Annotated in this window: 13 protein-coding genes; 6 read left to right on the plus strand and 7 right to left on the minus strand. The window is 37.4% G+C overall.

What is annotated here, in order from left to right; translation table 11 throughout:
* Positions 1–51 precede the first annotated feature (51 nt).
* From KI343_RS01275 to KI343_RS01285, 3 genes are read right to left on the minus strand one after another with little or no spacing between them, the layout of a single operon-like run.
* On the minus strand, positions 52–2,283 hold the full coding sequence (locus KI343_RS01275; RefSeq protein WP_212924612.1) for a carboxypeptidase-like regulatory domain-containing protein: 2,232 nt from the start codon (positions 2,281–2,283) through the stop codon (positions 52–54).
* Positions 2,273–2,584: a hypothetical protein gene (locus tag KI343_RS01280; protein WP_212924613.1), complete on the minus strand. Its 312-nt coding sequence runs from the start codon at positions 2,582–2,584 to the stop codon at positions 2,273–2,275. The genes KI343_RS01275 and KI343_RS01280 overlap by 11 nt, the downstream gene beginning before the upstream one ends.
* On the minus strand, positions 2,571–3,125 hold the full coding sequence (locus KI343_RS01285) for an RNA polymerase sigma factor (protein WP_212924614.1): 555 nt from the start codon (positions 3,123–3,125) through the stop codon (positions 2,571–2,573). The genes KI343_RS01280 and KI343_RS01285 overlap by 14 nt, the downstream gene beginning before the upstream one ends.
* A 215-nt stretch (positions 3,126–3,340) precedes the next feature.
* On the opposite strand from KI343_RS01285, the gene KI343_RS01290 reads away from it, so the two are divergent.
* Positions 3,341–3,910, plus strand: coding sequence for a helix-turn-helix domain-containing protein (locus KI343_RS01290; RefSeq protein WP_212924615.1), 570 nt, complete (start codon positions 3,341–3,343; stop codon positions 3,908–3,910).
* A 227-nt stretch (positions 3,911–4,137) separates the two neighbouring features.
* Here the strand turns inward: KI343_RS01290 and KI343_RS01295 are convergent, their stop codons facing one another.
* The 3 genes from KI343_RS01295 to KI343_RS20295 all read right to left on the minus strand — a co-directional run bounded on the left by KI343_RS01295 (position 4,138) and on the right by KI343_RS20295 (position 6,698).
* Positions 4,138–5,673, minus strand: coding sequence for a flotillin lipid rafts scaffold protein FloT (locus KI343_RS01295; RefSeq protein ID WP_212924616.1), 1,536 nt, complete (start codon positions 5,671–5,673; stop codon positions 4,138–4,140).
* 159 nt (positions 5,674–5,832) lie between these two features.
* On the minus strand, positions 5,833–6,360 hold the full coding sequence (locus KI343_RS01300; RefSeq protein ID WP_212924617.1) for an NfeD family protein: 528 nt from the start codon (positions 6,358–6,360) through the stop codon (positions 5,833–5,835).
* Between the two features lie 158 nt (positions 6,361–6,518).
* Entirely contained in the window at positions 6,519–6,698 is a 180-nt protein-coding gene (locus KI343_RS20295) for an aspartyl-phosphate phosphatase Spo0E family protein (protein WP_212924618.1), read from the minus strand.
* 361 nt (positions 6,699–7,059) lie between these two features.
* Here KI343_RS20295 and KI343_RS01310 point away from each other — a divergent pair, with 361 nt between their 5' ends.
* Positions 7,060–7,254: a hypothetical protein gene (locus KI343_RS01310; protein ID WP_212924619.1), complete on the plus strand. Its 195-nt coding sequence runs from the start codon at positions 7,060–7,062 to the stop codon at positions 7,252–7,254.
* A 487-nt stretch (positions 7,255–7,741) separates the two neighbouring features.
* On the opposite strand, the gene KI343_RS01315 is transcribed toward KI343_RS01310, so the two are convergent.
* The gene (locus KI343_RS01315; protein ID WP_212924620.1) at positions 7,742–9,103 is read right to left on the minus strand and encodes a sigma-54 interaction domain-containing protein; all 1,362 of its coding nucleotides are present in this window, start codon (positions 9,101–9,103) and stop codon (positions 7,742–7,744) included.
* Between the two features lie 243 nt (positions 9,104–9,346).
* Between KI343_RS01315 and pruA the strand changes: the two genes are divergently transcribed.
* The 4 genes from pruA to KI343_RS01335 all read left to right on the plus strand — a co-directional run bounded on the left by pruA (position 9,347) and on the right by KI343_RS01335 (position 14,921).
* Positions 9,347–10,894 carry an L-glutamate gamma-semialdehyde dehydrogenase gene (gene pruA, locus KI343_RS01320; RefSeq protein WP_212924621.1) on the plus strand — a complete coding sequence of 516 codons (1,548 nt, stop codon included), beginning with the start codon at positions 9,347–9,349 and terminating at the stop codon, positions 10,892–10,894.
* Between the two features lie 153 nt (positions 10,895–11,047).
* Positions 11,048–12,049, plus strand: a complete 1,002-nt coding sequence (locus KI343_RS01325) for a proline dehydrogenase family protein (RefSeq protein WP_212924622.1) — start codon at positions 11,048–11,050, stop codon at positions 12,047–12,049.
* A gap of 159 nt (positions 12,050–12,208) precedes the next feature.
* Positions 12,209–13,693 (plus strand): sodium/proline symporter PutP, encoded by a 1,485-nt coding sequence (gene putP, locus KI343_RS01330; protein WP_212924623.1) that lies wholly within the window; start codon positions 12,209–12,211, stop codon positions 13,691–13,693.
* Positions 13,694–13,883: 190 nt separating this feature from the next.
* On the plus strand, positions 13,884–14,921 hold the full coding sequence (locus tag KI343_RS01335; protein WP_212924624.1) for a lactonase family protein: 1,038 nt from the start codon (positions 13,884–13,886) through the stop codon (positions 14,919–14,921).
* Positions 14,922–14,972: the final 51 nt, after the last annotated feature.

The following is a 14,972-nucleotide window of genomic DNA, read 5'->3' on the forward strand; positions in this document are numbered from 1 at the left end:
GAAAACATAAAAGTCTTGTCAATCAACTGTTGACAAGACTTTTCATTTTTATCAGTAAGTTATTTCTTTTAATTGCTGCATAAATTTCTTTAGTGCTTCTAATTCAGTCGAATCTATCCATGTATTTAATCCAGATTCATCTCCTAAAATATATAATGATAGAACATGCTTTATTTCCTCTTGGTAGTTTTCCACGCGCCCTGATTCTTCATACATATCATGTAGAATAAGACTCCAATCAGTATAAGAAAGATCTGTATCATAGCTCGGATATTGTAAGGCCAAATTCATCACATCTCTAATACTTTGCCCATCAAACAGCTCAAGAGCGAACCAGTTTTCTAAATCTGCATGGTTCAAATCATTTTCAGCAGCAGCTTGGAAATATTTGCGTGCCTGTTCTATCTTTCCTTGGAATAAGAGAGCAGTCGCATGAGAAGATTCTGTATAGCTATCTAATTCGGTGTCATTCCAATGGATATATTTCTGGAACCAATAATTATAATTTTCCCAGTCGCGCTGGCGCTGATAATAATCTAGAACCTCCCATGCGTAATCAGCATTTTCCGTTTGATCTGCCAGCATGATATAGTAGGGAAGGGCAAGTTCTGTACGATTTTCCCAGGTTCCGTCACTTTCTATACCAATCAACACCGTAATCATGCGTAAACTATGCAAATCAGCTTCATCTTTTTCCGCATTTTCTTTGTATTCTTGTAAAGCTTCCTTCAGCTTGCCATCAAGGAGCAGTTCGTCTGCATTGGTCAGTTCTCTATTTTGTAAATGAATTATAGGAATGTTATTTATATTCTCCTCGCTTAATCGGTAACCTCCGCTCGAACTAATTAGCTGATCTTGGCTATCGTAGGCAGAAACTCCCCAAGAATATGTTCCATTTGGATTTGTAAAACCGAGTGAAGCAGATGGTTCAAAAAAGTCTTCTTTTGTATCCTGTTCATCCACAATAATCGAAGTTGGAAGAAAGTATAAATCTTCTAGTTCAATGGTAGTTTTATTGGTGGTTATTTTATTATCTAAATTTAAACTATAGCTAGCTCCGTCTCCTTCTACAGTAAATTCGAGCATATAGTAACTCGCTCCTTCTACAGGCTCCCATTCTAAATCAAATTGATTTTCTTGGATCACTGTTTCATTTACTGGCTGGATTAGGTCAATGACTGGTTCTAAAGTGATATCATATACCTTATCCTCGCTTCCATCTATAGAAAGAATATCTCCATGTTCAAATGGAACCATATAGCCATCTATCATATCCGTGCTGAAGCCGGCAGTAATTTGATAGTTTCCGGGTAAAACATGATGAAATGTAAATTCGCCATTCTCATTTGTCTCTGTATGATTTGCTTCATTTGACAATATGGAATAATTAGAAAGCCCTATGTCTCGAAGAAATATGCCCACATCAGCTATTGGTGTTCCATCTGTATAGGTGACCCTTCCAGTTACTTCTCTTAGGGAAGCATCTGTTAATAGAGCACGCTGAAGATGGTTATCCAATGTTTGCAGTTCCTCATAAAAAACCGAATCTGTCAGTAGGATATCTCCCTTACTTTTTTCAATGGCGGTAAGTAGCTGTTCTACTGTGTTTGCAGCAAGCTCGAGTTCACCTTGTTGAATGTGCATTTCAGCTTCTGCTCTTGCTATTTGCATTTGTAAATCCATATTATATGAATCTGCATATTCTTTTACTTCCTGCAGTGTTTCTGCAGCTGCTTGAAAATCATGCATCTGGACACTTGCTTCTATTGAAAAAATCTGCAGCTCATGCAGTAAAAAGGTATCATTGCCTTTTTTCAATCGTTTTAGACCCTGCGTATAGACTTCTTTTGCCAGCTCTGGCTCATGATGCTGCTGATAATAGAAAGCAAGATTTTTCACAGCAGAAGGATATTCTGATTGTAAAGGCCCATTTTCTATATAATCCTGAAGGTGAGGGGCTTTTTCATCCCAGGAAAACTTTGAATTCATTCCATTCGTGGAGGTGGATCCAGTACCTGTAGGAGAAATAGTTATATCATATAAACTACTGTCACTTACATCAATCATATATGTTTGAATTGCGTCATATCGTTGGTTGTATGTTATTCGCTTATCTAAAACGTCTAGTAATTTTGCTTTACCGCTGGCTTCACCATTTTCGAGTTTTTGTTTTGCTAACCATAATTCTGCTTGGGGGAAAAGAAAAATCATACATGCTGGCAAAAGTATAAGAAAAATAACAAGTATCCATGCGATATGCTTAACTTTTAACTTAATTTTCATTTCCAATCTCCTTCTTAAATTGCTGAGATAAATAAGTGCTTCCGCCAAACTCGATGAATAAAGTATCATCATCTCGCTTATTTTCTGCGTTAAAACCAATGAAGGAAAATGCAACAAATACCGAAACACAGATTGTACTGATAGGGATGACAGGAATAGATATTTCTTTATTCCAAAAGCGATACCATTTCGACTTTTGTTCTGCGCATTTCAGGCTTTGCAAAACATCACGCTGTTTTGTAAAGCGAATGGTCTGTAACTCTGATTCGAGCTTTTTCTTCATTTCGTTATTCTCGGGCATGGGATGCCACCTCCATCGTGGATAATACATCTTTTAAAGAAGTCCTTCCTCGCTTTAACCTGGATTTAATCGTACTTTCTTTTGTCTGGGTGAGGCGAGAAATCTCTGTAATAGTTAAATCGTTATAATAGTATAAGATAATTACTTCACGATATTTATAAGAAAGTTTTTGAATAGCATTAGCCAACTCCATGTTTCTCTCTATGCCTAAAATATTATCCTCTGGAGTTAGCCCGTTATCTACAGAATTCTCAAGTTTCTCATGACGCGATGCAAATACATTTTTAAATGTCAGTGTTCGCATGGTGCTTCGACACTGATTCCATACAATGGTTGTTAACCAGGATTTTAACCGATTTGGATTTTCAAGCTGATCTATTTTTTGAAAAGCTATAAAAAAAGTATCTTGGACAATTTCTTGAGAAAGCTGATAATCCTTTAATAGAAGAAAAGCAGTTCGAGTTAAATAATCGCCATATAATTGCATGGTTTCGGTAAATGCAGCCTCTTCCTGTTGTTTGATACGATCTGCAAGTTCCAATGAATTATCGCTCCTTTCACTATGTAGATGCTTTTTCTGATCAAGAGGTTGCATAAAACGGAAAATTTATCTATTTTTTATGTAAGTGATGTGGAGTAATTATACGATGTAATTTTCTATTAGAATAGCATCAGAGTATAGATTGACTACATCGGTTTGTCTAGCTTATGATTAAATATACTATCAAAGTATGAAACAAGATCGTGAAGGAAGGAATGAGTGATATCGAATTACATAAAATCGGTGAAAAAATTAAGTATGCAAGAAGACGGGAAAATAAGACACAGCAAGAAATTGCGGACGCTTCCAATATTTCTAAGAGTCTTCTGTCCAAAATTGAGAATGGGCAGACTGCCTCAGCGATAGCAACCTTATCCCGAATCTGTGATGCCCTGCATATACAGCTGTCATGGGTATTGGATGATAAAGAAGAACAGGATATTGTTATTCAAAAGAAAAGAAACCGGCCGCAAAAAGTAGGGGATGAGAGCATGGGCTATTCCTATGAGATTTTAGCTAATCGCTCCCAATATAGCGGAATTGAACCGACTATTGTACATGTTACACCTAAGTCTCAGAATCTGCGTGATGAAAAAACGTATACGCATTCACAGGATGAATTTATTTATATACTAGAAGGGGAAATTGAATTATTATACGATGGAAAAAAGCAGCTGCTTCAAACAGGGGACAGTGCTTATTTTGCCGGCTCCAAACCGCATTTATTTCTTCCGGTGGATGAGCAGGAAGCAAAGGTGCTGACATGTTTTATCGATCGGGTTTGAGCTTTAAAGGCGGGTGAGAGAAACTGCTGAGACTCGTTTGCATGTAGGGCATATGCTTATTGCGGTTTCATGTTCACTATATTAGCTGTTTTGTAAATACCAACAAAAATTTTCTGCTATATAAGTATAGTAAAAAGCCTTTCACACCATGGTCTAGGAGTGAAAGGCTTTTATAACATATCTATTTGAAGAAGATAGGAATTTCGTGCTGTTTATTGCTTTATACCTTAATTCTCATCATTTGTTTTCGCGGCAGCAACCTCTGATGCTGCCGGAGCTGCAGGTGTTTCCTTCGTTTGCGGATAAGCATTCCCTTTCGATGCACCTGCCAGTAATTCTTTAATATCGATTCCAGAGGTTTCTTTTAGGTTTTCCTGCAATGTACTGATTAAGTTCGTTGCATAACTGGAGACTTTATTCGCGCCGCCATTTGGACCGTTGCTGCCTGTATCAACAACCGTAATCTTATCAATATTGGATAGCGGGCTTGCAACTTGTTTTGCATAATCTGGAAGCATTTTGATAACCATATCAAGAATCGCTGCTTCACCGTATTTTTCAAAGGCCTGAGCAACTTTTTCTTTTGCTTCTGCTTCTGCAAGACCTTTCAAGCGGATAACCTCTGCTTCTGATTCCCCTTGCGCGCGTTCTGCATCCGCTTTTGCCAAACCATCCACACGGATTTTCTCAGCTTCCGCACGAGCTGCTGTTTCAATACGATATTGATTGGCATCTGCTGTAGCCATTTCTTTTGCTTTATCAGCAATTGCCGCCTGCTCAACAGAATATCTGTCTGCATCCGCTTTTTTCTTCACTTCTGAGTCATATTGTTTCTCACGACGAAGAATTTCTTTTTCTTCTAGTTCAATTTGTTTTTGACGCTCAATAATCTTGATTTGCATTTCTTGCTCGGTAACTTCTTGCTTAGCACGAGCTGTTTCATAGTCATAAGCTTGGTCTGCACGTGCTTTTGCACTATCTTGTTCACGGCGATATTCAGAAGTTTTTAATTGATTTTCTTTTTCTGATTCGGCAATCTCTGTTGCTCGTAGTAATTCAGCACGTTTAGCATCTTTTGCAGCTTCCGCGCGTTTAATTCGTGTTTCTTTCTCTGCTTCAGCTGTTGCGATGTCAGCATCACGCTTTACTTGAGCAATACGGGGCTTACCAAGGGATTCTAAGTATCCGTTTGTATCTCTTACATCCTTAATGGTGAAAGAAACAATAACTAACCCCATTTTTGCCAGATCATGAGATGCAACACGCTGAACTTCCTGAGAAAATTTATCTCGGTTTTTATAAATTTCCTCCACCGTCATAGAGCCGAGAATAGAACGGAGATGTCCTTCCAGCACTTCTTTTGCTTCCATTTCCCGGTCTTGTTTGGATTTTCCAAGGAATTGTTCTGCTGCTGTAGCAATTTCACTGATAGATCCACCTATTTTTATAATTGCTGTACCATCTGCTAAAACAGGAACACCTTGCTCTGTGTAAACCTCGGGAGTAGTTACCTCCAGTTTACTAGATAATAGACTAAGTGGTTCTGCTTGTTGAAAAACAGGAACCACGAAGGTACCGCCGCCACGAATAATTTTAATTTTATTTCCGGCTTCGTCGATATGGACATTCTTTCCCCCAAGATAACTCCCTGTAACGATTAACGCTTCATCCGGACCTGCTGTACGATATTTTGTCACAAACAGTCCAAGTAGTGCTAAAAGAAGCGCGGCTGCTACAATAATGACAATCCAAAGTTCCGACATATTTTTCCTCCTCTAAATTTTATTTATCAGACTGCAACAATCTAAGCTCTTTAATTATTTTTAAGTAAGCAGATACTGGCAATCTGATATCATCCACTAACATTCCTTTCATGAAGAATGAAGTTTCATTATATGTGAAAAGCTAATCTATGCAATTAGCTAATCCAACGATTGATAAGGACTAACATAGAAAACACCATCTTTTATTTCGATAATCAAGACCCGTTCCCCTTGAGGAATTTCTTCATTATCATAGCTGACAGCTGGTTTTGAAATAACGCCGCTTTTCCTTTTTATCATTACTTCACCGTATCCATCAATTGGAATAGATACAATTGCAGTTCCAATCCCGCCAACTAAATCTTCTTCGGAATATCCCCATGATTGCTCGGCGGATCGGATAGGAACAAGAACAAATAAATGTAAAAGTGTAACAAAAATTATGCTTAGGATGGAAGCTGTAATTAGAATCACGATACTCGGCCAGTTCATGAACCATTCGAGAACATACCCGATAGCAGATAAAAAAATGAAAAAGGAAAGTATAAGGACAGGATGTAAGAAGGGAAATGCTTCGAAAATACCATCCAATAGATCTCCAAATAATAAAACAACTACTGTCAATATTGCTGCGATAATAAGTACCCATAAATATAAATCTTGCATTGCGTAACCAAATAAAGTCATTATGTATAACCCTCCTTTCTCCTGCTCTTATTAATATATACGTTTTAAACTTTCATTTGGTTTCAATTTTTTTAATTTATAGAGCTTCCTTCTGTTTTATGCATAATAACATAATAAAACAGAGGACCTTTTAAGAAAAGGCCCCCTTATCTCATTTATTAATTTTGTAAATGAACTAATTGATTCATTAGTTCATCTAATTCTTGGCTGCAGTTAACAGTTGCTTGGGCAGCTAGACCATTTTTTTTGGCCTGCTGTAACATTTCACACCTCTTTTGGACAATAGAAAGTACAATTTCTTCTCTATTATACTCATTCAGATTTTCCTCAGAATTCATGATTTATACTCTGCACCTTTCTTTAGCTATATTGGTTACAACAAATAGCGTAATAATTGTTTTATTATCGTATCACCAAAAGCATTATCGCAAAAAGTAAAATAAAATGGAATGCTTTCGACAAAACTAGTGTTATTTCTTTCTTCTTTTTGTTGTAAAGCGTGCAATTCACTATATAAATGAGAAACTATCTGAATTGACAGTTGATAAAGGGAGTTTGGTGAAATGATAAAAGACATCTCCACGGGGGTGTCTTTTGTCATGCCTCGAAAGAATGTTATATTTAGATTTTATTGTTTTTTATGCAGGATAATATTCCTGCTGTGTAGAATATATGTATAGTGGAGAGGAGGAGAGTCATATGAAAACGGCATACATTACTTTGTACACTGGCTGGGGCGGTCTAGAACAGTTGGATACATCTGGAGTTTGTATTGGTAAATTAGCTCGTGATGAGAAATGGCCTTTTGAAATTCAAGTTCCCTTATCAGCAATTAAGATTGAATGGGACAGTAATGGAATTCCAGTGGTTATAAAAGTTGATTTGAATAATTAATAAAGTTAAGTAGGAATAGACATCTCATTGAGGTGTCTTTTGTTATGTCAGAAATATAATAATACGAAGGGAGGGCAACAATGAAAAAACAGAAGAGATGGTTGCGTATGGCAAGATCACGAGAAGCGTATAGTGCCGTATGAAGGTGGTAAAAACTTAACTGATAAAACTAATGATATTAAATTTACTTAACGAGATTCTATTTCTAATGGATCATAAATAGAGAATCCTAAAAAAGTTGATCATTTTAAGCCGAAACATAACGAATTAGCATGCGCTGCGTGAATCTTCTATCCGAATAAGGTTACATTGATACTACTGTTGATACAAAAACAAACTAAAATCAGTTGTACATACCTTAACTGCATTTTCTCTAGTCAGGCTAACATATTGTAAAGACGTGGGACTAGAGAAAAAGTATAGCGGCTTTATTAAAAAAAGTATCTCAGAGAGGGGCGAGCCTCTCTAATAGATTATTTATGAGCAGTTAATTCGATAGATTGTATTTTTTAATTTTTTGATAGAGTGTAACACGAGAAATGCCTAACTGTTTGGCAGCTTTTGATTTATTTCCATTAAAAAACTCCAAGGCTTGTTCAATCGATAATTTCTCCATGTTTTCTTTCTCCATTGGCAAAGTTTCCACATTGGCTAACGGTTGATTGGAAAACGAAGCCGGCAGAAAGCTTAAAACATCTTGTCTTGTTAATGTAGCTCCTTCATGCAAGATGACGATCCGTTCCATAAGGTTGCGAATTTCTCTAATATTACCAGGCCAATGATATTGTCGTAATACCTCCATTGTTTCAGCGGGCATTTCGGGAACGGGAACTTGATACTTGAAGGCAAATTGTTTTAAAAAGTTTTTGGCAAGTATTTCAATATCCTTTTTCCTCTCTCTTAGAGGCGGCATGGTTAATTGGATGACATTTAATCGGTAAAATAAGTCAGATCTAAATTTGTTTTCTTGCATTAATTTCTCCAAGTTTTGATTTGTTGCAGCAATAAAACGTACATCAACTTGCTTTCCTCGTGAGTCGCCAATACGATAAATGCGATTCTCTTGAAGAACACGGAGAAGCTTTACTTGCATGTCAAGTGGAAGTTCACCAACTTCATCTAAAAAAATTGTCCCGCCATCAGCCATTTCTATTTTACCAGCTTTTCCTCCTTTTTCTGCACCGGTGAAGGAGCCGCTTTCATAACCAAATAATTCACTTTCAAATAGTGCTTGCGGAATTGCACCACAATTGACGGGAATAAAGGCAGCATTCTTTCTTTTACTAGCGTCATGAATGGCACGAGCACATACTTCTTTTCCTGTACCGCTTTCCCCAAGTATTAAAGTGGTCGCATCCGTATTAGCTGTTTTACTGGCAAGTCGAATCATTTGCTTTAGCGCTTGGCTTTCTCCCTTTAATTTAGAAAAAGGAGAAGTAGAAGAAGAAGGCTCCATTTGCTGCTTCAACTCCTGTAATTCTTGAGAGGTACTTTCAAGATTATCATTTAATTTTACAATATCCGTAATGTCGCGTTCGATAGAAATGACGCCAACTAATATATTTTCTCGATTGAAGACAGGAGATGTATTAATAACAACATGCTTGTCTTTTCTTGGTTGATGATAGACATTTTTGACTGGTTGCATCGTCTGCAAAACTTTTATAATCATTAAGTCATCATGAGAGAAAAAGTTTGTAATCGGTTGATGGATAATTTGTTCTTTCGTAATTTGATAGGTTTCTTCTGCGGCATTATTCCAATAGACTACGTTTCTTTTTGCATCCACAATGGTAATTGCATCATCTTCTGAACGTAATAATTCTTCAAAATATAAAATTTCATTCATATTTTCACCTCAAGAATGTAAAGATATTTGTAAATATGCTAAACAGTATGTGTAAATATACTTTACACTATTGTTAATAAAATCGCTAAGAAAATCAATAGAAAAATAAAATTATTGAAAACGCTGTCAAGATTTGCGGGGGTTGCAGCGTTTTATTTTTTATAATTCTAAAATTGGCATGTTTTTTGCATGTAATATACGTAGAGATAGAATCATATTATTTATTTACTAGGAGGTTTTTTTATGGTATTGCCATTTAAGCATGAACCGTTTACAGATTTTAAGGTGGAAGAAAATAGAAAACAATTTGAGGCAGCTTTAAGCGCTGTTCGTACTGAATTAGGAAAAGAGTATCCTATTGTTATTAATGGTGAGAAAATATATACAGACGATAAGTTAGTATCGATTAATCCATCTAATAAGGACGAAGTGATCGGAAAAGTATCCAAGGCAACAAAGGAACATGTTGAACAGGCTTTTGCGTCTGCGGTGGAAGCTTATGAAAAATGGAGGAAGGTTCCTGTAGAGGATCGGGCACACATTTTATTCCGCGCAGCAGCTATTGTGCGCCGTCGTAAACATGAATTTTCTGCATGGCTTGTTCATGATGCTGGTAAACCATGGGATCAAGCAGATGGAGATACGGCGGAAGGTATTGATTTCTTAGAATATTATGGCCGTCAGATGCTGGAACTTGAGAAAGGAAAACCTGTGGTTGACCGTGCGAACGAGAATAACAAGTACTTTTATAAAGCGATGGGTCCTGGAGTAGTTATTCCGCCGTGGAATTTTGCTTTCGCGATCGTTTGTGGGACAGCTGCTGCACCGATTGTCGCAGGAAATCCTGTTTTGTTAAAGCCTTCCGAAAACACGCCAGTTATTGCTTATAAACTAGTGGAAGTCTTAGAAGAAGCTGGTTTACCAAAAGGCGTGCTAAATTTTGTACCAGGAGATCCAAAAGAAATTGGAGACTATCTTGTAGATCATAAGGATACGCATTTTATTAACTTTACAGGTTCAAGAGCGACTGGAGTACGCATTTTTGAACGCGCAGCAAAAATTCAAGAAGGCCAGCAGCATCTTAAACGAGTTATTGCCGAAATGGGGGGCAAAGACACCATTATTGTAGATGAAACTGCTGATTTAGATTTAGCAGCAGAGTCTATCGTCCATTCCGCATTTGGCTTCTCAGGGCAAAAATGTTCTGCATGCTCTCGTGCCGTTATTCATGAGGATGTATATGATGAAGTCTTAGAGAAGTCTATTGAAATAGCTAAGACGTTAACGATTGGAAATCCATCGGAAGAAAATGTGTATATGGCGTCCGTAGTTAACCAGACACAATTTGATAAAATTAAAAACTATATTGAAATTGGTAAGGAAGAAGGGGAACTTGTTTTTGGAGGAGAAGCGGATGATTCTAAAGGGTTCTTTGTACATCCAACTATTTTCAAAGATGTAGATCCGAATGCGCGGATTATGCAAGAGGAAATCTTTGGACCAGTTGTTGCTTTTTCAAAGGCAAAGGATTTCGATGAGCTATTAGAAATTGCTAACAATACAGAATACGGTTTAACCGGAGCCGTCATCTCTACAAATCGTGATCATTTAGAACGTGCGCGCGAAGATTTTCATGTAGGTAATCTCTATTTTAACCGTGGTTGTACAGCGGCAATTGTCGGCTATCAGCCATTCGGCGGATTTAAAATGTCCGGTACAGATTCAAAAGCAGGAGGGCCTGATTACCTTCAGCATTTCTTAGAAGCCAAAATTGTATCAGAGCAGTTTTAATGGATTGTGGCTTACCAGTGAGCAGAAGAAGCAAAGCACCATTCTCTGCTCACAGGAAGCCTTTTTTACACGATAAGAAGATATGAAGGAAACGGTAATACCACTAAAAATTAAGATTTTGTTTTGGTATTTGTAGATTGGGGGAAATGTATTATGGTAAACATAGCAAGGGATTTCTTTATAGGACTTTCAAATAGCGACCTTTTAAATAAAAGCGCAAAAAAATTTGGAACACGCTTTGGAGCAGAGCGCTTCGTAGCTGGAACTGCTTTTGATGCCGTTATTCCTACTATAAAAGAGTTGAATCAAAAACAGACGACTTGCACAATGGACCACCTTGGCGAGTTTGTGACAGATAGAGAAGAAGCAGAACAGGCAAAAGAGAATATTATCCACATGCTTCATCAAATAGAGAAAGAGAATTTAGATTGCCATGTTTCTATCAAATTAACCCAACTAGGGTTAGATATTGAAGAATCTTTCTGTATTCAAAATGTGAAGCAAATTTTGGAAGTGGCGAGAGAATATAATATTTTTATCAACATTGACATGGAGAAGTTTATTCATTATCGTAGAACATTAGAGATTCTCAAACTTCTCCGTGAAAATTATCCTAATATTGGTACGGTTATACAAACCTATCTCTATGATGCTGAAAAAGACGTGAATGCGCTGGAGGATGTAAGGCTGCGAATCGTAAAAGGAGCTTATAAAGAAGATAGTTCTGTAGCCTATTCCTCTAAAGAAGAAATAGATAGGAATTTCTTGAAGATAGTTAAGAAAAGGTTGCTTGGGAAAGCTTTTACCTCTATCGCCACACATGACCATCGTATTATTGATGAAATAAAGAAATTTGTAGCAGATCATAATATTTCAAAAAATAATTTTGAGTTTCAAATGTTGTATGGCTTTCGTGTTGATATGCAACGCCAGCTCGTAAAAGAAGGCTATCAATTCTGCACATATATTCCATTTGGAGAGGATTGGTTCGGTTATTTTATGCGCCGTCTGGCAGAAAGACCGCAAAACCTTAATCTACTTGTAAAGGATGCCCTTTATACAGAGGACAATAAGATCAAGAAGCAACCGTTTATTATTGGAACAGCAGCGCTTACTCTCCTCTTATGTTTGGGTAAGCGGAAAAAGAAAGCATAGAATGATAGAGGAGCATAGGAAAAATATTTTGGCTGTAGAAGTCATGGATCGTTTCTTATACAGCCCTTTCTCAACTTCCATCATTAGAGGTATAACAATATATAACACGGTGAAATCTTATCCATATAAATTATATAGTTGATCAAGGGAGGGGAACGGATGTCGGAAACAACCTATCAAATTATAGCGATTATCTTATACTTTTTAGTAATGATAACCATAGGCGTTTATTCTTATCGAAAGACATCAAATTTAGATGATTATATGCTCGGAGGGAGAAGTCTAGGACCTATTACATCTGCGCTCAGTGCCGGGGCGTCAGACATGTCACAATGGCTGCTGATGGGGCTTCCGGGCGCTATTTATGTGTTTGGTTTAACAGAAGGCTGGATGGCAATTGGCCTCGCAATCGGGGCTTGGATGAACTGGCTGATTATAGCGCCGAGACTCCGAACCTATACAGAGGTTTCTAATAATTCTATAACCATTCCAAGTTACTTAGATAATCGCTTTAAAAACAAAACCCGTATACTACGTATCGCATCGGGTATTGTTATTTTACTTTATTTCACCTTTTATGTTTCTTCCGGCATGGTTGCGGGAGGGGTGTTCTTTCAAAGTGCTTTTGGAGTAAACTATCATACAGGTTTAATTATAGTCGCTGCCGTAACGATTTTATATACACTTTTGGGCGGATTTTTAGCAGTTAGCTTTACGGATGTGGTGCAAGGGACGATGATGTTTTTAGCACTTATTCTCGTACCGACAATGGCTATTATATCACTTGGTGGAATTGGTGAAACGGTAACAATCATACAAGAGGTTAATCCTGATTTGCTAAGCTTTTTTGCTGCTGCATCGGCAACTGGAATTATATCATCTTTAGCATGGGGACTAGGTTATTTTGGCCAGCCGCATATTATCGTTCGTTTCATGGCAATTAAATCTGTGAAAGAAACCACTTCTGCTCGCCGTATTGGTATCAGCTGGATGGTGATTTCATTACTTGGTGCTGCCGCAACAGCATTATCCGGATTTGCCTTTTTCTATGCGAATCCTGATTTAACCCTTGCTGATCCGGAGGCAGTATTTATTGTTTTAGGTCAGATATTATTTCATCCTTTTGTTGCTGGGATTCTATTAGCAGCTGTGCTTGCTGCCATCATGAGTACAGTATCTTCACAGCTTCTTGTAACATCCTCTGCGTTAGTGGAAGATATTTTTAAAGCTGTATTTCATGCAAAGGCAAAGGATAAAATCTACGTTCAATTAGGAAGAATTGCTGTTTTAGCTGTTTCCTTGATTGCTATAATTTTTGCTTGGCAACAGAATGATACGATTTTAGGTCTTGTGTCTTTTGCCTGGGCAGGATTTGGAGCTGCATTTGGCCCAGTGGTGCTACTTTCTCTATTCTGGAGAAAAACAACAGGAACAGGGGCGCTTTGGGGGATGATTGTCGGAGCTGTGGTTGTCTTCGCGTGGGGCTATTCTCCATTGGCAGAATACCTATACGAAATTGTTCCTGGATTTATTCTAAGTATGATTGTTATTATTGTTGTTAGTCTATTAACTTATAAACCAAATAAAGAAATTGAAGCAGAATTTGATGAGACCATAAGCAGACTAAAAACGAATAAAAAATAAATGTGTGAACAGGGCTAGGGGAGACCTTAGCCTTATTTGATTATATCTAAAACAAAGAGGAATTATCTTAATAGTATAAAACCTCATTGAAAGAGATATAGAATTGAAAATACTTTTATATGTAACCTCTCTGCATAAGATGATACAATAGACAGATAGAAGGATTATTTGAAGAAAGGATGCATTAGAAATGAGCAAATACTTTGGATATGCAGGGACATATACAAGAAAGACAAGCCAAGGGATTTATCGGTTTACCTTGGATACAGAGACAGAACAGCTATCTGCTTCTGAAGTAGCAGCAGAGCTTGGAAACCCAACGTATATTAATTTTAATGAAAATCAAGATTATTTATATGCTGTTGCACAGGAAGATGAGATGGGAGGCGTGAATGCTTTCCGAGTTGATAAAGAAAATGGTCAGCTTATACCTATAAATGGCCAGCTAGTAGAGGGAAACCCGCCATGCCATTTAGAAGCAACAGAAAATATTGTCGTAACAGGGAATTATCATAAGGGAGAGATTGGTCTACATTTTGTACATGAAAATGGAGAAGTAGAACAAGGACATTTTACAAAGCATCATGGTGATGGACCGCATGAACGACAAGAAAAACCCCATGTACATTTTACTGGATTTACACCAGATAAAAAATTTATTGTGGTTGCCGATTTAGGAACAGATCGACTTGTAACTTATAAAGTGGAAGATTCATCGTTGAAAGAAGTAAGTACATTTCATGCAAAGCCAGGAAGCGGGCCAAGGCATATTGTTTTTCATCCAAGTAAACCGGTAGCTTATTTGCTCACAGAGTTATCTTCAGAGGTTATTGTATTGGATTATAATTCGGAGACAGGAGAGTTTAAAGAGAAGCAGACAATGCTTGCTAAACCAGCTGATTTTACAGAAACAAATGATGCAAGTGCCATTCATATAACATCAGACGGAAAGTATCTATATACTGGAAACCGTGGCCATAATAGCATCACTTCCTTCCAAATAGACAGTACAAGCGGAGAACTTGCCTTAATAGGTTTTACGCCTTCTGGTGGAGAGTGGCCAAGAGATTTTGTGCTTGACCCAACAGAAAAGTTTTTACTTGCATCCAATCAGCATACTGGTAACGTTGTGCTGTTTAAAAGGGACACAGATACAGGTAAACTGACGCAAACAAATCAAATGATAGAGGTTCCAGAAGTAGTGTGTGTGAAGGTTCTTTCGAAATAGTTACACTAAAAAACTTCATTCTTTGGAGAAGTTGAAAACGCTCCGAAGAAT

The organism is Oceanobacillus sp. J11TS1, assembly GCF_018333215.1.
Taxonomy (GTDB): domain Bacteria; phylum Bacillota; class Bacilli; order Bacillales; family Amphibacillaceae; genus Oceanobacillus.

What these genes read in the sequence shown, in the direction of transcription:
- KI343_RS01295 (WP_212924616.1), bottom strand. Translation starts at nt 5,673, where the DNA reads ATGTCGGAACTTTGGATTGTCATTATTGTAGCAGCCGCGCTTCTTTTA.
- KI343_RS01310 (WP_212924619.1), top strand. Translation starts at nt 7,060, where the DNA reads ATGAAAACGGCATACATTACTTTGTACACTGGCTGGGGCGGTCTAGAA.
- KI343_RS01315 (WP_212924620.1), bottom strand. Translation starts at nt 9,103, where the DNA reads ATGAATGAAATTTTATATTTTGAAGAATTATTACGTTCAGAAGATGAT.
- KI343_RS01290 (WP_212924615.1), top strand. Translation starts at nt 3,341, where the DNA reads ATGAGTGATATCGAATTACATAAAATCGGTGAAAAAATTAAGTATGCA.
- pruA (WP_212924621.1), top strand. Translation starts at nt 9,347, where the DNA reads ATGGTATTGCCATTTAAGCATGAACCGTTTACAGATTTTAAGGTGGAA.
- KI343_RS01300 (WP_212924617.1), bottom strand. Translation starts at nt 6,360, where the DNA reads ATGACTTTATTTGGTTACGCAATGCAAGATTTATATTTATGGGTACTT.
- KI343_RS01280 (WP_212924613.1), bottom strand. Translation starts at nt 2,584, where the DNA reads ATGCCCGAGAATAACGAAATGAAGAAAAAGCTCGAATCAGAGTTACAG.
- KI343_RS01325 (WP_212924622.1), top strand. Translation starts at nt 11,048, where the DNA reads ATGGTAAACATAGCAAGGGATTTCTTTATAGGACTTTCAAATAGCGAC.
- KI343_RS01335 (WP_212924624.1), top strand. Translation starts at nt 13,884, where the DNA reads ATGAGCAAATACTTTGGATATGCAGGGACATATACAAGAAAGACAAGC.
- KI343_RS01275 (WP_212924612.1), bottom strand. Translation starts at nt 2,283, where the DNA reads ATGAAAATTAAGTTAAAAGTTAAGCATATCGCATGGATACTTGTTATT.
- putP (WP_212924623.1), top strand. Translation starts at nt 12,209, where the DNA reads ATGTCGGAAACAACCTATCAAATTATAGCGATTATCTTATACTTTTTA.
- KI343_RS20295 (WP_212924618.1), bottom strand. Translation starts at nt 6,698, where the DNA reads ATGAATTCTGAGGAAAATCTGAATGAGTATAATAGAGAAGAAATTGTA.